This window comes from Micromonospora sp. NBC_01412, from assembly GCF_045040215.1.
In the GTDB taxonomy this organism is placed as follows: domain Bacteria; phylum Actinomycetota; class Actinomycetes; order Mycobacteriales; family Micromonosporaceae; genus Micromonospora; species Micromonospora rubida.
Map to the genome: position 1 here is coordinate 6874681 of NZ_CP109528.1, position 21070 is coordinate 6895750.

The 21070-nt window shown below is 71.5% G+C and carries 19 protein-coding genes; 11 read left to right on the forward strand and 8 right to left on the reverse strand.

Translation table 11 applies throughout. The annotated features are described in order from the left end of the window. The 5 genes from OG617_RS29900 to OG617_RS29920 all read left to right on the forward strand — a co-directional run bounded on the left by OG617_RS29900 (position 1) and on the right by OG617_RS29920 (position 4514). Positions 1-330 (forward strand): AzlD domain-containing protein, encoded by a 330-nt coding sequence (locus OG617_RS29900; protein ID WP_387017409.1) that lies wholly within the window; start codon positions 1-3, stop codon positions 328-330. Then, the gene (locus OG617_RS29905; protein WP_405096255.1) at positions 327-1172 is read left to right on the forward strand and encodes a carbon-nitrogen hydrolase family protein; all 846 of its coding nucleotides are present in this window, start codon (positions 327-329) and stop codon (positions 1170-1172) included. Before OG617_RS29900 ends, OG617_RS29905 begins: the two co-directional genes overlap by 4 nt. Before the next feature lie 31 nt (positions 1173-1203). Continuing rightward, positions 1204-2376 (forward strand): trans-sulfuration enzyme family protein, encoded by a 1173-nt coding sequence (locus tag OG617_RS29910; protein WP_405096256.1) that lies wholly within the window; start codon positions 1204-1206, stop codon positions 2374-2376. 129 nt (positions 2377-2505) lie between these two features. Beyond that, on the forward strand, positions 2506-3486 hold the full coding sequence (pip, locus tag OG617_RS29915; protein ID WP_405104003.1) for a prolyl aminopeptidase: 981 nt from the start codon (positions 2506-2508) through the stop codon (positions 3484-3486). 227 nt (positions 3487-3713) lie between these two features. Continuing rightward, a complete protein-coding gene (locus OG617_RS29920) occupies positions 3714-4514 on the forward strand; it encodes a helix-turn-helix domain-containing protein (protein ID WP_405096257.1) in 801 nt (266 codons plus the stop codon). Here OG617_RS29920 and cutA read toward each other — a convergent pair. Continuing rightward, a complete protein-coding gene (gene cutA, locus OG617_RS29925) occupies positions 4471-4779 on the reverse strand; it encodes a divalent-cation tolerance protein CutA (RefSeq protein WP_405104004.1) in 309 nt (102 codons plus the stop codon). The two genes, OG617_RS29920 and cutA, sit on opposite strands and share 44 nt — an antisense overlap. 298 nt (positions 4780-5077) lie before the next feature. Here cutA and OG617_RS29930 point away from each other — a divergent pair, with 298 nt between their 5' ends. From OG617_RS29930 to rph, 3 genes are all read left to right on the forward strand, one after another. Continuing rightward, a complete protein-coding gene (locus tag OG617_RS29930; RefSeq protein WP_405096258.1) occupies positions 5078-6391 on the forward strand; it encodes a helix-turn-helix domain-containing protein in 1314 nt (437 codons plus the stop codon). A gap of 172 nt (positions 6392-6563) precedes the next feature. Next, a complete protein-coding gene (locus OG617_RS29935; protein WP_405096259.1) occupies positions 6564-7577 on the forward strand; it encodes an XRE family transcriptional regulator in 1014 nt (337 codons plus the stop codon). A gap of 514 nt (positions 7578-8091) precedes the next feature. After that, positions 8092-10692, forward strand: a complete 2601-nt coding sequence (gene rph, locus OG617_RS29940) for a rifamycin-inactivating phosphotransferase (protein ID WP_405104005.1) — start codon at positions 8092-8094, stop codon at positions 10690-10692. 15 nt (positions 10693-10707) lie between these two features. Here rph and OG617_RS29945 read toward each other — a convergent pair whose 3' ends face one another. Genes OG617_RS29945 through OG617_RS29955 form a run of 3 tightly spaced genes read right to left on the reverse strand, consistent with a single transcriptional unit; the run spans position 10708 to position 14378 of the window. Continuing rightward, positions 10708-12072 carry a hypothetical protein gene (locus OG617_RS29945; protein WP_405096260.1) on the reverse strand — a complete coding sequence of 455 codons (1365 nt, stop codon included), beginning with the start codon at positions 12070-12072 and terminating at the stop codon, positions 10708-10710. Further along, complete coding sequence (locus OG617_RS29950; protein WP_405096261.1) at positions 12069-12575, reverse strand: SigE family RNA polymerase sigma factor; 507 nt, start codon at positions 12573-12575, stop codon at positions 12069-12071. Before OG617_RS29950 ends, OG617_RS29945 begins: the two co-directional genes overlap by 4 nt. Before the next feature lie 60 nt (positions 12576-12635). Beyond that, positions 12636-14378 (reverse strand): ATP-binding cassette domain-containing protein, encoded by a 1743-nt coding sequence (locus OG617_RS29955; RefSeq protein ID WP_405096262.1) that lies wholly within the window; start codon positions 14376-14378, stop codon positions 12636-12638. Positions 14379-14793: 415 nt separating this feature from the next. Between OG617_RS29955 and htpG the strand changes: the two genes are divergently transcribed. Continuing rightward, positions 14794-16647, forward strand: coding sequence for a molecular chaperone HtpG (htpG, locus tag OG617_RS29960; RefSeq protein WP_405104006.1), 1854 nt, complete (start codon positions 14794-14796; stop codon positions 16645-16647). Between the two features lie 138 nt (positions 16648-16785). Here the strand turns inward: htpG and OG617_RS29965 are convergent, their stop codons facing one another. Beyond that, complete coding sequence (locus tag OG617_RS29965; RefSeq protein WP_405096263.1) at positions 16786-17112, reverse strand: hypothetical protein; 327 nt, start codon at positions 17110-17112, stop codon at positions 16786-16788. Between the two features lie 94 nt (positions 17113-17206). Here OG617_RS29965 and OG617_RS29970 point away from each other — a divergent pair, with 94 nt between their 5' ends. Next, a complete protein-coding gene (locus tag OG617_RS29970; protein WP_405096264.1) occupies positions 17207-17425 on the forward strand; it encodes a hypothetical protein in 219 nt (72 codons plus the stop codon). A gap of 468 nt (positions 17426-17893) precedes the next feature. Here the strand turns inward: OG617_RS29970 and OG617_RS29975 are convergent, their stop codons facing one another. Continuing rightward, the gene (locus tag OG617_RS29975) at positions 17894-18388 is read right to left on the reverse strand and encodes a hypothetical protein (protein ID WP_405096265.1); all 495 of its coding nucleotides are present in this window, start codon (positions 18386-18388) and stop codon (positions 17894-17896) included. A 93-nt stretch (positions 18389-18481) separates the two neighbouring features. Continuing rightward, positions 18482-19084 (reverse strand): hypothetical protein, encoded by a 603-nt coding sequence (locus tag OG617_RS29980; RefSeq protein WP_405096266.1) that lies wholly within the window; start codon positions 19082-19084, stop codon positions 18482-18484. A gap of 295 nt (positions 19085-19379) precedes the next feature. On the opposite strand from OG617_RS29980, the gene OG617_RS29985 reads away from it, so the two are divergent. Continuing rightward, a complete protein-coding gene (locus tag OG617_RS29985; RefSeq protein WP_405104007.1) occupies positions 19380-19958 on the forward strand; it encodes a flavin reductase family protein in 579 nt (192 codons plus the stop codon). Between the two features lie 29 nt (positions 19959-19987). On the opposite strand, the gene OG617_RS29990 is transcribed toward OG617_RS29985, so the two are convergent. After that, positions 19988-21070 (reverse strand): LLM class flavin-dependent oxidoreductase, encoded by a 1083-nt coding sequence (locus OG617_RS29990; protein WP_405096267.1) that lies wholly within the window; start codon positions 21068-21070, stop codon positions 19988-19990.

The window sequence follows — 21070 nt, forward strand, 5'->3', positions numbered from 1 at the left end:
ATGTCGATGCTGCTGCTCATCCTCGGGATGGGGCTGGCCACCTTCGCCCCCCGGTACGTGCCGCTGCTGGTCTTCCGCGACCGGGAACTGCCCGCCGACGTGAAGACGTTCCTCGGCTACCTGCCGCCCGCGCTGCTCGCCGCGATCGCGGTGCCGTCGGTGCTCGCCCCCGTCGACAACCGGGTGGAGATCACCGTGGTCACGGTCCCGTACCTGGTGGCCGGGGTGGTGACCCTGGTGACCGGGCTCTTCGTCGAACGGTTCATGATCGTGTGGACCGTCGGGCTGGCGGTCTTCTTCGGGCTGCGCTGGTGGCTGGGGGCGATGTGACGACGACGGGCGACGCTCCGCTGCGGCAGCCGCTGCGGGTGGCGGCGGCGCAGATCGAGGCGGTCGGCGGCGACCTGGCCGGCAACGCCGCCGCGCACGCCGCCGCGATCGCCGGGGCGGCCGACCTGGGCGCGAGCCTGGTCGTCTTCCCCGAGCTGTCGCTGTGCGGGTACGACTACCCGCTGCTCACCGCCGACGTCGCCCGGTGCGAGGTCGCCCCCGGCGACCCGGCCCTGCGTACGGTGGGCCAGGCCTGCCGGGAGCGCGGGGTGACCGCCGTGGTCGGCGGCTGCGCCCGGCGGGCCGACGGCTGGGCCATCGCCGCCCACGTGGTCGGCCCCGACGGCGCGGTCGCCGCGACCTACCACAAGCGGCACCTCGACGCCGACGAGCGGGCGGTGTTCGTCCCCGGCACCACCGACACCCTCGTGCGGGTGCGCGGCTGGCGGCTCGGCCTCGGCGTCTGTTACGACGCCAGCTTCCCCGAGCACGCCCGGGGCCTCGCGCTGGCCGGCGCGGACGCCTACCTGGTGTCCGGCGCGTTCACCGTCGGCGACTCCGACCACCGCCGAAGCGTCTACTTCCCGGCCCGCGCCCTGGAGAACACCAGCTACGTGGTGTTCGCCAACTTCGCCGGGGCGCACGGCGGGTGGCGGTTCGCCGGCCACAGCGCCGTGTACGCCCCCGACGGCCGTCCCCTCGCCGACGCCGGGGCCACCGCAGGCCTGGCCGTCGCCGCCCTCGACGCCGCCCGGCTGCGGCACCAGCGCGACAGCCAGCGGATGCTCGCCGACCGGGCCGCCCCCGCGTCCGCCCCGGCGCCGGTCGTCGTCGTACCCTGACCATTCGCAGCAGACAACCGAAGGAGCACCGGTGACCGGCATCGGCACGACCGCGATCCACGGCGACGACGGGCTGAGCCCCACGGGTGCGGTGTCGCCTCCGATCGTGCAGAGCGCCACCTTCAGCGCCGAGACCGACGAGCAGTTCACCGAGATCGCCACGCAGACGCGCGGGAACGCCTTCTACACCCGCTACGGAAACCCCAACCACGCCCAGGTCGCCGCCGTGGTGGCCGAGCTGGAGGGCGTCGAGGCGGGCCTGGTCACCGCGTCCGGGATGGGGGCGATCACCACGATCGCCCTGGCCCTGCTCAACGCCGGCGACCACGTGATCGTGCAGCGCAGCACGTACGGCGGCACCACCTCGCTGACCACCGGGCTGCTCACCCGGTTCGGGGTGACCTGCACCCAGGTCGACCAGACCGACGTCGACGCGTTCGCCCGGGCGCTCACGCCGCAGACCCGGCTGGTGCTGGTGGAAACCCCCAGCAACCCGCTGCTGGAGCTGACCGACCTGACCGCCGTGGTCGACCTGGCGCACGCCCACGGCGCGTACGCCGTCGTGGACAACACCTTCGCCACCCCGGTCAACCAGCGCCCGGCGGCCTTCGGCGCGGACCTGGTCTGGCACAGCGCCACGAAGTTCCTCGGCGGCCACTCCGACGTCTCCGCCGGGGTCGTGGTCGGCCCCGCCGAGCTGGTCGACCGGGTGTGGCAGACCTCCGTCGTCACCGGGGCGACGCTCGGCCCGATCGACGCCTGGCTGCTGCTGCGCGGCATCCGGACGCTGCCGCTGCGGATGGCCCGGCACAACGACAACGCCCTCGCGCTGGCCCAGGCACTGGAGGAGCACCCGGCCGTCGCCCGGGTGCGCTACCCCGGGCTGGCCAGCCACCCCCAGCACGACCTGGCGACCAAGCAGATGAGCGGGTACGGCGGCGTGTTCAGCCTCGACCTGGCCGGCGGCCGGCCGGCGGCGGCCACCCTGCTGGCGGAGCTGCGGCTGGCCAAGCGGGCGGCCAGCCTGGGCAGCGTGAGCACCCTGGTGGTGCACCCGCGCTCGATGTGGGCGGGCATCGTCGACGCCGAGCAGCTCGCCGAAACCGGCATCGGCGAGGGCCTCGTGCGGGTCTCCACCGGCATCGAGGAGACGGCCGACCTACTGGCGGACTTCACCCGAGCCCTGGACGCTATCGCCGGCTGACCCGCCGCCGGCGGTCCGCCCGTTGACCCGCCGGCGCACATTCACGGAATTCGTGGCTATTGCATGCTCCGAAGGCCGCACATTCCGTGTAATTGCGCGCACCAGAGGCCCGGGAGGGGCAGCGTGGAGATGGGGTACGGGCTCGGGGAACCGTACGAACAGGGCATGCTCGACGTGGGCGACGGGAACCTCGTGCACTGGGAGGTGTCCGGCAACCCGGGCGGCACACCGGCGCTCGTCGTGCACGGTGGGCCCGGGGCCGGCTCCGGTGCGGGCGTCCGCCGGCTGTTCGACCCGGCCCGGTACCGGATCGTCCAGTTCGACCAGCGTGGCTGCGGGCGCAGCACCCCACACGCCAGCGACCCGGCCGCCGACCTACGGCACAACACCACGCCGCACCTGCTGGCCGACATGGAGCGGCTGCGCGAGCACCTGGGCATCGACCGCTGGCTGCTGTTCGGCGACTCGTGGGGCTCGACCCTGGGGCTCGCGTACGCCCAGCGGCACCCGGAGCGGGTCAGCGCGATCGTCCTCGTCGGGATCACCATGACCCGCCGTTCCGAGATCGACTGGCTGTATCGGGGCGTCGGCCGGTTCTTCCCCGAGCAGTGGCGGCGGTTCGCCGACGCCGTGCCGGCCGCCGACCGCCCGGCGGTCGAGCCGGGCCAGGGTTCGGCCGTCGCCCTGCTCGCCGCGTACGCGCGCCTGCTGGAGCATCCGGACGCGCGGGTGCGGCACCGGGCGGCGAACGCCTGGCTGGAGTGGGAGGACGCCGTCGTCTCGCTGGAGCCACAGGGCAGGCCCGGCGTGTACAGCGACCGGCCGTCGGACGCCCGGCTGGCGTTCGTCCGGATCTGCGCGCACTACTTCTCGCACGGGGCGTGGCTCGACGACGATGCCCTGCTGCGCGACGCCGGGCGGCTGGCCGGCATTCCCGGGGTGCTCGTGCACGGCCGCCTCGACCTCGGTTCGCCGCTGGAGACGCCGTGGTCGCTGGCCCGCGCCTGGCCCGACGCGGAGCTGATCGTGGTCGACGACTCCGGCCACACCGGCAGTGACACCCTGCGCGGGCACCTGCGCGCCGCGCTGGGCCGGTTCGCCGCCCGCTGAGCCATGCTCAATCAGTTCCGGTGCGGCCGTTCTGCAGCGGCGGTTCGTCTGCTGTGGCCGAACGCCCCGGCCTTTCGATAGCGGGGGCGAGAAGGGTCCGCCCTCGCTGTCGACACCCCGCTGACCGGGGGGCTACTGGACGGTGACGGAGGGTACTGTCGATGGTGGCGGCCCGCCGGTTGTAGCGGTCGGCGGCCGCCGCCCAGACCGTTACCTGGGAGCCAGCGATGACCGAACCGTCCTTTGCGGCCCGCCTGCGACAGATCCGCGACGACCGCGGCCTTTCACTGCGCGGCCTGGCCAAACTCGTCCACCACGGGAAGTCGTACCTGCACGAGCTGGAGACGGGGCGAAAGCCCCCAATCCGCAGGTCGCCCAACGGCTTGACAAGATTCTTGAGGCCGGCGGGGAACTCGCCGCACTTGCTGCCGCCCATCCGGGACTGCGCCGCCGCGAGTTCGTCGCCGCCGCGGGTCTGGCCGTCACGCTGCCCCACCGCCACCCCCCGGGTCCGGGCGCTGCTGCACCTGCGCGCCGCTTGGGCGCACGCCCTCGCTGGCGACAGCGCAGCCACAGAGCAACACCTCAACGTCGGCACCATTTGCCTGACGGAACACGACGACCGCCCCGAACCTGACTGGGTGTACTGGGTCGACCGCACCGAGGGTGAGATCATGACCGGCCGGTGCTGGGCGGTGCTGCACCGGCCGATGCGGGCGATCCCCGCCCTTGAACGGGCGCTGGCTGAGTTCGACGACACTTACGCCCGGGACAAGGCGCTGTACCTGTCGTGGCTGGCGGACGCCTACTTCGACGCGAACGAGGTTGAGCAGGCGTGTGCGACCGCAGTCACGGCTGTGCGGCTGGCCGGTGGTGCCGGGTCGATCCGGCCGGGCCAGCGACTGGACTCCGTCCTCAACCGGCTTGAGCCGCACGCCGATCTGCCCTGCGTCGTCGAGCTCCGCGCGCTCGCAGCCGAGATGTCTAGGCGTCCACCGACCGGGCCAGCCACGCCAGGTATTCGGTAGAGCCCTGCACGATCGGCACCGCGATCACCTGCGGGTTGCTCCACGGGTGTGCGTCGATCAGGTGTCGCTCCAGCTCCGGATACCTGGCGGCGGTGGTGAACAGCAGCACCTGCCACTCCTCACCGGTACCTTGCTCGCCCTGGTGCCAGAACACGCTCGTCACCGGCCCCACCACCTGCGCGCCCGCAGCGAGTCGTCCAGCGACTGCGCCTTCGGCGAGACGTATCCCCGCGTCGCGGCTGTCCGTGGCGGTGGCCACCTGCATGTAGTCAGTCACCCGGGCCACCCTACTGGGGGTGGTCCGCGGACAGCGCGGACAGCCAGCGGACGGCGCGATGCTGGTCTCCGACCGACCCACCCACAAGTCTCATGTAAGTCACTGGTCACCCCCGCCCTGATGGTGTGGTCCGGGCCCTGCGGGTGGCGGAGGCGGTTGCTGGTTGGGACGGGCACATCAACGCTGAGTTAAATGGCGTGGCTGTCGGTGTATCGTCCGATGTGGTGGCTCGCCGACGTAGAGGTCGGCGATGCTGCCGCTCAGACCTCTGCTGGGAGTCTCCGCCATGTCTGCATCGTCGCGCTTTTCCGTGCGTCTACGAGAGTTGCTCAGGGACCGAGGTGTCAGCTACCGCGCGCTCGCCGCCCGTACCTACTACGGCAAGAGCTATCTCCACGACCTTGCGCATGGCCGCAAGCCGCCGACCCCGGAGACGGCCGAGCGGCTGGACGCCGCCCTGGATGCCGGCGGCGAGCTGGCCGCCCTTACGGGCATCCTTGACGGCGGGCGATGGACGATCGCCTGCGGCACGCACTGGCGGCACCACGACGCCGAGCAGCTCGCCGATCTGCTCGTCACCACAGTCCCGGCCTCGAACAATGCTGCCGAGTTGGCGCACCAGTGGTTGATCGCTGATCCTCCGCAGCGCTATGAGCTGAGCGCCGGCCGGGGGGTGGGCATCGAGACCGTGGATCGCGTCGAGCGCCGGGTGCGGCAGCTCCGTCGTCTGGACGACCACGTCGGCGGGGCTCAGATGTACGCGATGATGGTCGCCGAGTTGGACGCCACCGCCGGCCTGCTCCGTGAGGGCACCCACTCCGAGGCGGTCGGCAGACGGCTGCTTGCCGCAGCGGCGGACCTGTGCCAGCTTGCCGGATTCGTCGCCGAGGATGCCGGTCGGATCGTCGACGCGCGCCGGTACTACCTGGCCGGCATGCGGGCCGCGCACGCTGCCGGGGATGCTGCCAGCGCGGCCAACTGCCTCAGCACGTTGAGCTACCTGGAAGCGAGCATCGGGGACCGACGTGAGGCGGTGACCCTGGCCAGGTCCGCGTACACCGGGGGCCGACCGGGGGCCGAGGCGACCGGTCAGGCGCTGCTGCTGGAACGGGTCGCGTGGGCGCATGCTCGCGCTGGCGAGGCGAGCCTGGCCGAGCGGGCGCTGGGCATGGTGGAGGAGGTGTACGCGACTCGCGACCCGAGCGCCTCGCCGCCGTGGGCGTACTGGTTGACCTCGGACGAGGTGGAGATTATGGCGGGCCGGGTGTGGACGGAACTGTGCCGGCCGCTGCGTGCGGTGCCGATCCTGGAACGGGTGATCACCGGCTATGGCCCGGAGGTGCCCCGGGAGTCATCGCTGTACCTCACGTGGTTGGCCGAGGGCCTGCTTCAGGCGGGGGAGGTCGAGCGGGCGGCGGACGCGGCGGGGCGGGCGCTGGACATGGCTCGGCGGGCGCAGTCGCACCGTGCGGCCCGGAGGGTGGCTGAGGTACGCCGGCTCCTGGTCGAGGCTGCTCCGAACTCGGTGGCTGTATGTGAATTCCTGGACAGCTCCGCTGACCTGTCCGCCATCGGCTCGGTACGTCCGAGCGGACAGTAGCGGACGGCGTCCGGCTGGATCACGCAGCCGAATCATCACAGGCTGTGGTCGGGGCGCGACGGGTGTGGACCCGTCAGTACCGGTTCGGCTGCGAGCCGCGTCCTTTAGCCGGGCGCGGCGGTGTCGGTCCTTCCAAGAGCACGCCGCCGCGCCCCTACCAGCGGAGGTGGGGATGAGCGACGCCGGTGCGGTCGATGACAGAGGCGAGCAGATCCAGGCGGCGGAACGGGAAGCCGCGAAGCAACGCATCCTCGCGCAGGCCGATGCGGACCGAATACCAGCCGAGGAGACCACCCGTGCGGTACCGGACCCCGCTGACCGGCTGGCCCGGCAGGTCGCGCACGCCTGGACTACCTTCCAGCACGCCCGCTACCCGCAGGTGGTTGGTTTGGTGCCGCAGTTGCTCACCGATGCGCAGCGCACCCACGCCCGCGACCCCGGGGAGGGGCGGGTGCCGCTGGTGGAGGCGTATCGGGTGACCGCTGCGCTGCTGGTGAAGCTCGGCGAGGCGGATCTGGCGTGGCTGGCTGTCGACCGGGCCATGTCCGCTGCGATCGGCGACCGGATGCTGGTGGCCGCCGCTGCGGTGCAGCTCGGTCCGGTGCTACGGGCGTCGGGGCGGGTGCGGGCGGCGAAGTCGGCGGCGCTGGCCGCCGCGTACCGAATCGCCCCTCCCGACCCCGACGCTGGCACGCCCGCGGAGCTGTCGTTGTGCGGGACGCTGCTCGTCCAGGCAGCCCTCGCGGTAGCCCGCCACGGCGGCGACCACGCCGCCGCCGAGCTGCTCGGCGAGGCCGCCGGCATGGCCGCCCGGGTGGGCGAGGGCCACGACCACCACCGGACCGGGTTCGGGCCGACGGCCGTCGACCTGGCCCGGGTCGCGGCAGCCGTCGACCTGGGCGAAGCCCGTGACGCCGTGGCCTGGCACGAGAAGACGACCCAGCGGGACGCCTGGCGGTGGCTGCCGCCTGAGCACCGCGCCGCCCACCTGCTCGACGCCGCCCGCGCCTACCTCCAGGCCGACGACCCCACCAACGCCGGCCGGACACTGATCGAGGCCGACCGTACGGCACCGGCCGAGCTACGCCACCGCCCCGCCGCCCGGGAAGTCGTCGCCCAAGTGGCCCGCGACCCGCACGCCCCGGCCACGATCATCCAACTCGCCCTCACCCTCGGCGTGACCTGAGCATGACCGCGCCATTCCTGTCCCTGACCCAGATCCACAACCGACTGATCCTCACCGTCCGAACCGTTCTCCGCGACCACCGACCCGGCCGGACGCTCGCTGCCCGACCTGCCGGACACCACGCCACCGTGCACATCGCCACGATCAATCAATGGCTCCGACCCGGCTTGTGAAACAGGGCCTGAATGCGAGCTCTGGGTCGGCCGCTGGCGCCTTCGGTTCGCCGAAGAGGTCACCAGGCAGGAACCCCTGGTCTGCGCGCTGTTGGAACGGGCTGTCGACCTCGGCTTCACCTCAGATGAGGTGGCGGCCTATCGCGATGGATGGTGTCAACAACAAGTGCAACGTCCCACTTGAACTTATATCGCACTGGGGGGCTTGCCGCAAGACCCGGGTCTTGCCGCAGAATCGTCGGCCGGACCCAGGAATGGACGAAGAATTGGGGCAAGACGTGCGTGGTGATTCACCCGGTCAGCGAAGTGCGGTGGACGACGGCGGCCTCGGAGGTATCGCGATGATTGAGCAGTACGTGTTAGGTCTCCAAGAGGTCGACAAGACGCAGGGCGCGATCGTTGGCGGCAAGGGCGCGCACCTGGGGGCGTTATCGCGGATCGACGGCATCCGGGTGCCGGCTGGATTCTGCGTGACGACGGACGCCTTCCGACGGATCATGGCCGAGGCGCCGTTGATCGACGATCAGCTCGATCGGCTGTCGCGCCTGAACCCGGACGACCGGGAGGCGATCCGTACGTTCAGTGCGGAGATCCGCCGGACCATCGCAGGGGTCGTCCTCCCCGACGATGTGGCTGCGGCGATCACCCGGGCTCTCACTGAGCTCGGTGAGCGAGCTGCCTACGCCGTCCGATCCAGCGCGACGGCTGAGGACTTGCCGACGGCCTCCTTCGCGGGCCAGCAGGACACGTACCTGAACGTCATGGGGCCGGCGGCGATCCTGTCGCACGTCAGCCGGTGCTGGGCCTCGCTCTTCACGGAGCGCGCCGTGACCTACCGTCAGCGGAACGGCATCGACCACCGCACGGTCCACATGGCCGTGGTCGTGCAGAAGATGGTCTTCCCGCAGGCGGCCGGCGTCCTGTTCACGGCCGACCCCGTCACGTCCAACCGGAAGGTCGCCTCCGTGGAGGCCAGCTTCGGCCTCGGTGAGGCTCTGGTCTCCGGGCTGGTGAACGCGGACGCCTACCGGGTGCGCGACGGCGAGATCATCGACAGGGCGATCGCCACCAAGCGGCTTGCCGTCCACGCCCTGCCGGGTGGCGGGACGAAAGAACAGGCGATCGACCCGGAGCGGCAGGAGCAGCCGGCGCTGACGGATGCACAGGTCGTGCGGCTGGTGCAGCTGGGCCGGCGGATCGAAGCCCACTTCGGGCACCCCCAGGACATCGAATGGTGCCTGGTCGACGATGACTTCCAGATCGTCCAGAGCCGGCCGATCACCACGCTGTTCCCCGTCCCCGAGGCAGGCGACGGAGAGAACCATGTCTACGTTTCCGTCGGCCATCAGCAGATGATGACCGACCCCATGAAGCCCCTGGGGCTCTCCGTGTGGCAGCTGACGGCCCTCGCGCCGATGCTCCACGCGGGGGGACGGCTCTTCGTCGACGTCACCCGGCACCTGGCATCGCCGTCGAGCCGCGCCGGCCTGCTCGACGCCCTGGGCACGTATACCGATCCGCTGATGAGGAACGCGCTGGAGACCGTCATCGACCGCGGCGACTTCATCCCGTCGCTGCCCGATCAGGTGCAGGTGTGGACGCCCGCCGGGGGTCCGCCCGCCCCGATCGAGACCGATCCGGCCATCGTCACCGACCTGGTCGAAGGCAGCCGGGCGTCCATCGCCACCCTGCGGCACGCCATCCGGACGGCCTCGGGGCCGGCGCTCTTCGACCTTCTCCTGGCGGCCTTCGAGGAGCACAAGCGGTCCCTCGGTGACCCCCGGAGCATGCAGGTGATCATGGCGGGGATGGATGCCACCCGGTGGCTCAACGAGCAACTGCGGGCGTGGCTGGGCGAGAAGAACGCCGCCGACACCCTCACGCTCTCCGCGCCCGACAACGTCACGTCGGAGATGGGGCTGGCGCTCCTGGATGTCGCCGACGTCATCCGCCCGCATCCGGAGGTGGTGGCGTTCCTGCGGGAGGTCGAGGACGAGGGCTTCCTGGAGGAGCTGGCCAAGCTCCCGGGCGGCGGGGAGGCGCGCGACGCCATCCGGGCCTACCTCGACAGGTACGGCATGCGCTGCGTCGGCGAGATCGACATCACGAGGCCGCGCTGGAGCGAACGCCCCACCACGCTCGTGCCCGTCATCCTCGACAACGTCAGGAACTTCGAGCCGGGCGCCAGCAAGCGGCGCTTCGAGCAGGGGCGGCAGGAGGCGGAGAGGAAGGAACAGGACGTCCTGGAGCGCCTGCGGGCCCTGCCGGACGGGGAGCGTAAAGCCGAAGAGACCAAGCGGATGATCGACCGGGTCCGAACCTTCATCGGGTACCGGGAGTACCCGAAGTACGCCATCGTCAGTCGCTACTTCGTCTACAAGCAGGCCCTGCTGGAAGAGGCCGAGCGCCTCGTGCACGCGAACGTGCTTCGGGAGAGGGAAGACGTCTTCTACCTCACGTTTCAGGAGCTTCACGACGTCGTACGCACGCATCGGGCGGATGACCAGCTCATCCACCGCCGGAAGGAGGCGTTCCGGTCGTATCAGGCGCTCACCGCGCCCCGGGTGCTCACGTCGGACGGTGAGTGCGTCGCCGGGGCGTACCGACGCGACGGTGTGCCGACCGGCGCGCTGGTCGGCCTCCCGGTCTCCGGCGGGGTCGTCGAGGGGCGGGCCCGCGTCATCCTGGACCTGGCCGAGGCCGATCTCGAACCGGGCGACATCCTGGTGACCGCCTTCACCGACCCGAGCTGGTCACCCCTGTTCGTCGCGGTCGAGGGGTTGGTGACGGAGGTCGGCGGCCTGATGACCCACGGGGCGGTGGTCGCCCGGGAGTACGGCCTGCCCGCCGTCGTCGGTGTGGCGCATGCGACCAAGCTGATTCGCGACGGGCAGCGGATTCGCGTGCACGGCACCGACGGGTACGTCGAGATCCTGTCCTGACCGACCACGGCCGAGCTAGGGCTGCGGCTGATCCACGCGCGATCGCCGGGCACGCCTCGACAGGCGTGCCCGGCGCCAGAGTAGGAACGCGGCGCCGAGGACGACGGCGCTCACGATCATCGGCAGGGGGCCACGCTGCGGGCGACCGGCGCTCCGGACGGTCAGGTCGGGCAGCAGACCCGTGGCGAGATGCAGGTCGGAGATGTGGCAGATCCCCATGCCGAGCTCGCACGTGGAACCGGTGTCGAAGCGGGACAGCGTTCGGCGGGTGCCGTCGTCGAGTCGCACCTCCGCCAGCGACGCGTGCTCGTCGGCGTCGGAGGTCATGACGATCACGCTGCCCGCGGAACGCCAGCCGAGCAGTCGCACGACGCCCTGCACCGGCGCCGGTGGGGTGCTGGCGCCTGTGACGGGCACGAAGTCGACGTCGCCGACCGTCGACAGGAACACGCCCTGGCCGGTGTCGCCGCCGGTGGTGCCGGTGAACGGTCCTTCCAAGAACCATGGCACGGTGGCGAGGAAACTGCCGTCCGGCGACCAGCCGACGTTGGCGGCCAGCTCGCGTCCGGACGGGATGTCGATGCTGCCGGTTCCGCGGCCTTCGAGGTCGACGAGGTGGGCCTTCTGGCCGACCTGCGCGGCAAGGCGGCGACTGTCCGGCGCGAACGCCGCTGTCCACGCCGGGGTGATCGCCGGCACCTCGGTGCTGCGCCCGGTCGACAGGTCGAGCAGCCGCAGCGTGCCGGTGCGGGCCACCTCGCCGTCGACAGTCCCGAACTCGTCGTAGCCGACAAGGGTTGTGGCGCTGTACGCGACGTGCTGGCCGTCGGGGGACCAGGCCAGCAGCCGCACGCCGACCGGGTCGCCGAGCGGGATCGAACGGCGCCTGCCGCTGGTCAGGTCGACGAGGATCAGGTCGCGGGTCGCGCCGCGATTGTCGCCGAGCAGCACGCGGGTGCCGTCCGGAGCGAGCAGCGCCGACGGACGGTCCCGCTCCTCTGCGGCGTCGACCTGCCGGTACGTGTTCCCGTCGGCCCCGACGACCAGCGACTGGAACATGTTGAACGACTCGCCGTTGCCGTAGGTGTAGAGGGCGATCGCGCGGCCGGGCGGCGCCTTGGCGACGGTGCTGGTGAGAATCGAGTAGCCGGCAAGGCGGTCCGGCAGGCCGGGCTTCGGCGGCGAGGCCGCTGTCTGGACGGGAAACTGGACGCCGGGCACGACCAGGGCAGCGACGAGGAGCACGATGACCATCCACACCGCAGCGGTGCCGAGCCGTCGGCGCCGAACCGAGCGGCGGCCCCGGGTGAGCACGGTGTCCAGGTAACCGGGCGGCAACGGCGGCGGATCGTCCGGCAGAGTGGCGAGCAGCTCCCTCATGGCGTGTTCGACCCTCCCAGAACGTAGTTCGGCAGTAGGCGGCGCAGCGTCGCGATGGCGTACGAGGTCTGGCTCTTGACGGTCCCGGTCGAGCAATCCAACGCCGCCGCAGTCTGTGCGACGTCGAGGTCCTCCCAGTACCGCAGGACCAGCACCGCGCGCTGCCCGCGGGACAACTTCGTCAGCGCAGCCAGCAGGTCGACGCGGCCTTCGGCGCCGGCCAGCGGCGCCGTCGGGGGCCCGACAACGTCGGCCACGGGCCGGACCCGTCGGTTCCAGAACCGTTCCCGCTCCGCCAGGTAGGCGTGCACCAGCATCGTCCGGACGTACGCGTCGATCGAGTCCGCCGCCGACGCCTTTCGCCAATGCCGGTACAGCGCGACGAGGCACTCCTGCACCAGGTCGTCGGCGGCTGACCACTGCCCGCACAGTCGGTACGCCAGCCGCCGCAACCACGGCATGCGTGCGCGCACGTACTCGACGTACTCCTGTTCACTCCGCAACCCGGCCTCCCACCACACTATGAGTGGCCCGCGACCCGTTTCGGTTGTGGCGGTTGGTAATCAAGCCGCATGGTGGTGGAGCAGGTTCAGGTGGGGCCAGCCGGCCAGGTCGTCGAGCAGTTGACGGTCGTGGGTGGCGACAACGACAGCGGCCGGCGTGGTCAGCAGAGCCGCGGTCAGCTCGTCGACCAGCGCCGCCGACAGGTGGTTGGTCGGCTCGTCGAAGAGCAGCAGATCGGGCCGGGCGGCGAGTCGCACAGCCAGGTCCAGGCGCCGCTGCTGGCCCTGGGACATCCGCTGCACGGGGGTACGCAGCGCTTCGCGGTCCAGCAGGCCCGTCGCGCTCAGCGGCACCGCCTCGCTCTCGCGGAGGCGACCGGAGGCGATCAGCTGACCGATGTGCTGCTCGTACACCTGCCGCGCGGTGGTTTCGGCCGGCCAGCCCGGCACCTCCTGCCCCACCAGGGCGATGCGCGCGCCCGGGAGGCGGTGCACCGATCCGCTGGTCGGTCGCAGGCTACCGGCCAGCACCGACAGCAGGGTGGACTTGCCCGCGCCGTTCGCGCCGGTGATCAGGAGCCGGTCGCCACCGTTCAGGCTGAGCGTGTGTGGCTGCTCCAGGCGCCCGGCGAGTCGCACGCCGTTGACGCGCACCAGCCCGGCGCCGCGACGGGTCGTCAGCTCCGGCCAGCGCAGGTGCAGCGGTGGCTCGGGCACGGTGATGCGGTGCGACTCCAGGGCGTCCCGCTCGCGGTTGAGCGCCTGCACCACCCCGGGGGCCCGGGACTGGCGCTGGTGCTTGCCGGTGCCCTTGTCCGGGCGCCAGCCGGTGCTGAGCCGGTCGCGGGCCTGCTCCACGGCTGCCGTGAGCCGGTGCTGCTCGGCCTGCTGCGCCGCGTACTCCTGCTCCCACCGTTCGCGCTCCCGGCGGCGCCCCTCCTGCCAGCCGTCGTAGCCACCGGCGTGCAGGTGCGCCATGCGGTCCTGGCTGGGGTCCAGGTCCAGGAAGTCCCGGGCGACGTCGCGCAGCAGAGCGCGGTCGTGGCTGACCAGGGCGACGCCACCACGGCGGGCGCGTAGTTGCGCGGTGAGGAACGCCAGGCCGTCGGCGTCGAGGTGGTTGGTGGGCTCGTCCAGCAGCAGGACGTCGTGCTGGGCGCCGAGCAGGCAGGCCAGGCGCACTCGGTGGCGCTGCCCGACCGAGAGGGTGCTCAGCTCGCGCGAGCGGTCGGTGCACGCGCTCAGCGCCTGCAGGGCGATGTCGACCCGGCGTTCGGCGTCCCAGGCGTCGAGGCGGGTGGCGGCCTCCAACGCGGCGGCGTAGCGCTCCTCCGCGCCGTCCACCCCCGCGGCGAGGTCGTCGGCCGCCTCGTCGAGCGCGCCCAACGCCGCGTTGGCGGCGCGCAGCGCCTGATCGGTGAGGGTGCAGACGGTCAGGCCCGGTCCGGCGCGCAAGGCCTGCTCGGCCAGCCCGATGGTGCCCACCCGGCGCACCGAGCCGGCGTCGGGATGGACCATGCCGGCCAGGACGTGCAACAGAGTCGTCTTGCCGCAGCCGTTCTCGCCGACGATCGCCAGCCGGGACCGGGCCGAGACGGTGACCGACACGTGGTGGAGGACCTGTCGCCCGCCGAGGAGGACGCTCACGCCCTCGGCGCGCAGGTGCGCGTGCTCCCCGGCCGGGACCGCGCCGTCCGCCGACAGCCGTTCGTCCACGCCGACGTGCTCGTGGTGGACGGGCTCGTGGTGGACGGGAGAGCCGCCTCGCGGCAGGAACGATGGATTCGTGGGAAGAAAGGACACAGGAACGCTCCGCAGCTCGCGATGGAGCCGGGCAGCCTGAAGGTGCCGCCCGGCAGGAGACCGGAACGGCGGGCAGGGAGGTGAGGATCGCTCGGTGCGCCGCCGTCAGCGGCGGATGCGGAGCCTCATCGACGCGATGCCTGTGTGAGTCACGGTGCCAACCCTACCTCGTTCGCTACCTCGCCTCCCAGCGAGGAGAGCAGTGGGGGCTGTCATCCGGACATGATGGCTGCGCCGGCACCTTCACTGCAGGGAAAGTTACCCGGTCCCTTCGCCGGGCCGGGCGGGTGACGCGACCGCGAGCGACGGCTCGTATCCTGTGCGCGAAGGTCGGACGTAACTGAAGGGGGTCGGTGTGAGCAACCGGATCGAGACGCTGGAATTCCAGGCGGAGGCGCGCCAGCTGCTCCAGCTGATGGTCCATTCGATCTATTCGAACAAGGACGTCTTCCTGCGCGAACTCATCTCCAACGCCTCCGACGCGCTGGACAAGCTGCGCCTGGAGTCCCTGGTCGACAAGGATCTCGTGGCCGACGCCTCCGACCTGCACATCGAGATCGAGGCCGACCGCGAGGCGCGCACCCTGACCGTCCGGGACAACGGCATCGGCATGTCCCGCGACGACGTCGTCGGCCTGATCGGCACCATCGCCAAGTCCGGCACCGCCGAGCTGCTCGCCAAGCTGCGCGAGTCGAAGGACTCGGCCGGGTCCGCCGACCTGATCGGCCAGTTCGGGGTCGGGTTCTACGCGACCTTCATGGTGGCCGACAAGGTCACCCTGGTGTCCCGCCGCGCCGGGGAGACTGAGGGCACCCGCTGGGAGTCCACCGGCGAGGGCACGTACGTCGTGGAGACCATCGACGACGCGCCGCAGGGCACGGCCGTCACCGTCCACCTCAAGCCGGAGGACAGCGACGACAACCTGCACGACTACACCGTCGACTGGAAGATCCGCGAGATCGTCAAGCGGTACTCCGACTTCATCGCCTGGCCGATCCGGATGACCGTGGAGCGTCCCGGCGAGGACGACGCGGTCACCCGCGAGGTGCAGACCATCAACTCGATGAAGGCGCTGTGGGCCCGCCCGCGCAGCGAGGTCGACGAGGCTGAGTACAAGGAGTTCTACAAGCACGTCAGCCACGACTGGGCCGACCCCCTCGAAACCATCCACATGCGGGGCGAGGGGACCTTCGAGTACGAGGCGCTGCTCTTCCTGCCGTCGCACGCCCCGGTCGACCTGTTCGCCCCGCAGGCCCGTCGCGGCGTGCAGCTCTACGTCAAGCGCGTGTTCATCATGGACGACTGCGACGCGCTGATGCCGAACTACCTGCGCTTCGTCAAGGGCGTCGTCGACGCGCACGACCTGTCGTTGAACATCTCCCGGGAGATCCTCCAGCAGGACCGCCAGATCCAGGCGGTGCGCCGCCGGCTGGTGAAGAAGATCCTCGCCACCGTCAAGGAACTGAAGGCCAACGAGGCCGAGAAGTACCGCACCTTCTGGTCGGAGTTCGGCCCGGCGCTCAAGGAGGGCCTGCTCGACGACCAGGACAACACCGAGGCCATCCTCGACATCGTCTCCGTCGCCTCCACTCACGACCCGGCGGAGCTGACCGGCCTGCGCGACTACGTCGAGCGGATGAAGGACGGCCAGGGCGACATCTACTACATGACCGGCGAGTCCCGGCCGATGATCGAGAACTCGCCGCACATGGAGGCGTTCCGGGCGAAGGGCTACGAGGTGCTCGTCCTCACCGACCCGGTGGACGAGGTGTGGGTCGAGCGGGTCGGTCAGTTCGACGGCAAGCCGCTGCGCTCCATTGCCAAGGGCCAGGTCGACCTGGACACCGAGGAGGAGAAGAAGGAGGCCGAGTCGGCCCGCGAGCAGCAGCGCCAGGAGTACGCCGACCTGCTGACCTGGATGACGGGCCGGCTCTCCGACAGCGTCAAGGAGGTCCGGCTCTCCACCCGGCTGACCACCTCACCGGCCTGCGTGGTCGGCGACGCCCAGGACATCACCCCGACGCTGGAGAAGATGTACCGGGCGATGGGGCACGAGGTGCCGCAGGTCAAGCGGATCCTGGAGCTGAACCCGGGGCACCCGCTGGTCGAGGGGCTGCGCAAGGCCCACGAGCAGGACGCCGGGGCCGACGCGCTCGGCGACACGGCCGAACTGCTGTACGGGATGGCGCTGCTGGCCGAGGGCGGCGAGCTGGCCGACCCGTCCCGGTTCACCCGCATCCTCGCCGACCGGCTGGCCCGCACCCTGTAGCCGCCGCGCCGCGCTGCGCGCCGGGCTCCCGGTCGACCCCGTCGACCGTGGACGCCCGGCGCGCGCCGTTGCGCGTCCCGTCGGGTGCACGCACTTCGGGCCGGGGCGTCGGCCACCCCCGGTGGGAAGCCGACAACGTCAGGCCACCCGCCGTTCGGCGAGCGCGGCCACCCGGGTGAAGTACTCGCGGAACAACCGCTCGTCGCCGGGCGGCACCCGGACCGCGGGCGAGTTGGCGAACCGGAAGGCGAGCCGGTCGGTGCCGTAGATCGGGGCGTTCGGGTCGCGCACGACACCGAAGAACAACTCGCCCGGCTTGTCCGGCTTTTTGTAGTACACCAACGCCCCGAGCCACCGCAACGGAACCCGGAACGTGTGCTCGGAGCTGTCCAGGTTGAACAGCTCGAACACTCCCCGGTCCACGCGCAGGTGCAGGTTCTCGTAGTCGAACGCGAGCGGCTCCATCCGGAGAAGGTATCGCGGGAGCACCGTCGGACGCGCCGTCGCCGCCCCGAGAAACAGGTCGGCCGCCGGACCCGGCGCCGGGCACAATGGCGCGATGCCGCGCCGAGCCGCCGCCCTGCTCGACGACCTCGACGAACTGCCGTACCGGGACCGGATGACAGCCCTCGCCGCCCGGGCCCGGGCCCTCGCCGCCGCCGGCCGGCTGGCCGGGGCGCTCGCGGACCTGCGCGCCGGGTGGCTCACCGCCGACGACCTGCGCCCCCTGCTCGCCGACGCCCCGGCCGAACTGGACGCGGGGCGCGCGGCCAGGTGACCCGGTTGAAGGTCCGGGTCGTGCCTGGCGCGCTGACCGTGTGCTGCCCGGACGAGCGCCCCTGATCTCAGGACGGGCCGCTTCCTCGGACAGGGTGGACTGACCCAGGGCGACTGCGAAGTCGGGTGGGAGCGCTTCGATCAGGAGGTCTCGGGGGTTCCTGGCGTGGGTGCCGCGCCACGGCAGGTGTGCCTCTCGGCGCCTATGGAGCTGAGTCGGATACGACATCAGCCGCGCTCGCCGTGCTCGGCGACCGTGAGCGACGACCCGACGGGGCGGTGGGTGAGGCGACGGCGGTGGCCCGACCGGCGGTGATGACATGGACGACTCAGCTCCATAGGCGCCGCCCCACCGCCTCGACCGCCTCGCCCGCAGCCCCGCCCCGGCCACGGTCCCCGGGCCAACCAGGAAACACACCCGCGACAACGCAATGACCCTGGGACTGACCACGCCCGAAGGCCACCCAGACTATTCGGCGACCCGCAATGCCAGGGATCCCGTCCCGCTGGTTCGCGTCGCATTGATCGTCCAGCAACCAGAGGTGGGAAAGACCCAGCCGGTGCCCCACTCGTCGCCCGGCCGACCCCAGTTGCTGCTGCCATGGGGCTCGGGACCCCAGACAGGCTTGACGACTTTCCCGTCGGGGCCGGTGGCGCTGATCGAGAAGTCGCCACTGCCGGTCATACGCCAGGCGACCTTGAGTTCCCTGCTGGCCCTCAACACACCCTCTCCTGAAGAAAACAGCATCGCCCACAGCGTTGCGCCATCGCCGGTGCCCTGCCGGTCATAGGACGTGTCGGGCCCGTTCAACTCGGCGGTCGGCGGACAGGCCGGGGCGGTAGGCGGTGCCGACGGGTTGGCTGCCTGCAGTTGCCCGGAGGCGGATGCCTGGGCCGAGGGCTCGGACGGGGTCTCGGGTGTGGAGTCACACCCGGCCATCGCGATCGCTGAGATCAGAGCCAAACAGCAAACCCGGTTGGATGGGAGATTTGAAGGCATGGACAACTCTATCGCGGGCCCCCCGAGGGTGTGGTCCGCGTCAGTCTGCGGCGCCGTTCAGTATTTCATGACGCAGTAGACGACAGTCGGGTTCACGAACCGGTACCACCGATTCCATTTGCGGTCCCGCGTGCACCTGTCTCCGTTGGAGGCGCCGGGGACGATGTCGATGATGTGGACAGTGCCCTTCGCCTTGCATTTCGGCGCACCGACGATCCAGCCATCGCCCTTCGGGAACTTGTAACAGTAGAAGCGCACCAGGTGAGGCTCCACGCACAGCCGATAGCCGGCCTCGGTGATCCACGAGGAATCAGGGTCAGCGCATTCGCCCTGGGCGCGATCCACCGAGACCACCCGGTAGGTGCCACGGGTGCCGTTGCAGTTGCCGATGCCCTGAAAGCTGCCCTTCTCGCTGACGACGATGCACTGCCCGTTCTTTGCCGGTGGCGGTGGCGGAGCCGCCTCGGTCGTGGGGACGGTCTGGGGCGGCGAGTCCGTCGGCTCAACCTGCGGAAGTGCTCCTGTCGTCTCCATCGGCCCGGGCGAGGAGTTGACCGCGGACCGGTCCTGCGGGCCGCTCCTGGCCTTGAAGATGACCACCCCGCCCACTGCGACCCCGCAGACTCCGACCAGGCACAGTGCCAGCGCTGCGGCGACCACGCCGATGATGAGGGGCGTGTTGCGTTTCGGTGGCGGTGGCTGCGTCGGTGGTGGTGCTGGCCGCTGAGGTGGTGTCGCCCCGGGGCTTGGTGGTGGCAGACCCGGTTGGTCGGGCATGCTCGGCGGCGGAGGCAGCGTCACTCATGGAGTGTTCCACATAGGCCTGTTCCGGGTTTGCCTGAGGATGTCTCAAGTGGTGGGTGACTTCGACCGGCGTGGAGCCGACCGGCCGCCGGGCAGCGTCGCGCGGCGACCGCCGGTACCGTCCCGGAAGAGCGACGACCCGGAGGAGCACATGCCCCCGTCCACCCCTGCGCAACCGGACCCGCCCATCGACGCGGACAGCGCCGCGCTGCGCGCGATCCTGCGCCACCAGGCCAGCACCGTGACCGTGGTGACGGCCCCGGGGGCCCCGCCGGTCGGCTTCACCGCGACGTCGTTCACCTCGGTGTCGCTGGAGCCGCCGATCGTGTCGTTCTGCCTCAACCTCGCCTCGTCGAGCTGGCCCACGGTGTCCCGGTCCCGTCACGTCGCAGTGCACCTGCTCGCCCACGACCAGCGGGAGCTGGCCCGGAGGTTCGCCACGAGCGGCGTCGACCGGTTCGCCGGCCCGACGCGATGGCGTCCGGGGCCACAGGGGGTGCCGATCCTCGACGGCGTCCTGGCGTGGCTGCTCTGCCGGGTGGTGGACCGGGTGACCGTCGGCGACCACGCGATCGTGCTCGCCGAGCCCGAGCTGCTGCACGCCGACGTGGGCACGCCGCTGCTCTACCACCGGGGCGGCTACGCCGGCCTGGACCCGGCGACTGGCCCTGAACCGCCCCACGGCCCCGGGGCTGCCGTCGTGACCGCCCCCGCCCGGCCGACGGGGTGACCGTCCGACCGGGCGGGTGACGCCCGGGGTCACGATCGGTCGGGTCGGATCCCCAGCGCGGGCAGCACGGTCTCCGCCACCCGGTACGCCTCCTCCAGCAGCGGGTTGCCGGAGAGGATGAAGGTGTCCACGCCGAGGGACCGGAACTCCTCCAGCCGCTCGACGACCTGGCGGGTGCTGCCCACCACGGCGGTGCCCGGGCCGGGCCGGAACAGCCCCATCCCCGGCCACAGGTTGGGGTACGTCTCCAGCTCCCGGGCCTTCGCCGGCACCCGCCCGCCGTGCTGGCGGAACTGCCGCTGCCAGCCCACCCCGGCGTCCTCGCCGTGCGCGGCGAGCTGCCGGGCGTACGTCTCGCGGCTGGTGACATCGAGCAGGTGGTCGGCGGCGGCCCATGCCTCGTCCTCGGTGTCCCGGACGATCAGGTGCAGCCGCAGCCCGAGCCGCAGGGTGCGCCCGTGGGCGAAGGCCCGCTCGCGCACCCGGTTCAGCTTCTCGGCGAGCTGGGCGGGCGGCTCGCCCCAGGTCAGGTACACGTCGACGTGCTCGGCGGCCATCTCGATGCCGGCCGGCGAGGAGCCGCCGAACCACAGCGGGATGCCGCCCTTCTGCACCGGCGGCAGGTCCCGCAGGTCCGCCCCGGCGCCCGGCAGGTCGTAGAACTCGCCCTTGTGGTCGAAGACCTCCCCGGCCGTGAGTCGCCGGACGACCTGCCAGTACTCGGCGCTGAGCCGGTAGCGCTCGTCGTGCTCCAGATGCAGGCCGTAGCGGTGCAGCGTGTCGGTGGAGCCGTTGACCACGTTGAACCGCAGGCGCGGGCCGAACAGGTGGTCGAAGGTGAGCGCGGACTTCGCCAGCAGGGTCGGGGAGATCAGCCCGGGGTGCACCGCCAGCAGCGGCTTGAACGCCGGGCTGGTCGCCGCCGCCAGGGCGCTGCCCAGCGGCCACACGTCGTACTGGTCGGTGGCCAGCAGCGCCCCGGTGTAGCCGAGCCGGTCCACGGCGGCGGCCAGGTGTTGCAGGTAGCCCAGGTCGACCGGCCGCCGACCGGCCGGCTCCCACGGGTAGCGCCCCTCCCGGGGGATGATGTACCACAGGACCTCGGTGTCCAC

Bases quoted from the DNA above. Each gene is read 5' to 3' on its own strand.
- OG617_RS29935 (WP_405096259.1), top strand. From the start codon at position 6,564: ATGAGCGACGCCGGTGCGGTCGATGACAGAGGCGAGCAGATCCAGGCG.
- pip (WP_405104003.1), top strand. From the start codon at position 2,506: ATGGGGTACGGGCTCGGGGAACCGTACGAACAGGGCATGCTCGACGTG.
- cutA (WP_405104004.1), bottom strand. From the start codon at position 4,779: ATGCAGGTGGCCACCGCCACGGACAGCCGCGACGCGGGGATACGTCTC.
- OG617_RS29985 (WP_405104007.1), top strand. From the start codon at position 19,380: ATGCCCCCGTCCACCCCTGCGCAACCGGACCCGCCCATCGACGCGGAC.
- OG617_RS29965 (WP_405096263.1), bottom strand. From the start codon at position 17,112: ATGGAGCCGCTCGCGTTCGACTACGAGAACCTGCACCTGCGCGTGGAC.
- OG617_RS29945 (WP_405096260.1), bottom strand. From the start codon at position 12,072: ATGAGGGAGCTGCTCGCCACTCTGCCGGACGATCCGCCGCCGTTGCCG.
- htpG (WP_405104006.1), top strand. From the start codon at position 14,794: ATGGTCCATTCGATCTATTCGAACAAGGACGTCTTCCTGCGCGAACTC.
- rph (WP_405104005.1), top strand. From the start codon at position 8,092: ATGATTGAGCAGTACGTGTTAGGTCTCCAAGAGGTCGACAAGACGCAG.
- OG617_RS29970 (WP_405096264.1), top strand. From the start codon at position 17,207: ATGCCGCGCCGAGCCGCCGCCCTGCTCGACGACCTCGACGAACTGCCG.
- OG617_RS29920 (WP_405096257.1), top strand. From the start codon at position 3,714: ATGACCGAACCGTCCTTTGCGGCCCGCCTGCGACAGATCCGCGACGAC.
- OG617_RS29900 (WP_387017409.1), top strand. From the start codon at position 1: ATGTCGATGCTGCTGCTCATCCTCGGGATGGGGCTGGCCACCTTCGCC.
- OG617_RS29930 (WP_405096258.1), top strand. From the start codon at position 5,078: ATGTCTGCATCGTCGCGCTTTTCCGTGCGTCTACGAGAGTTGCTCAGG.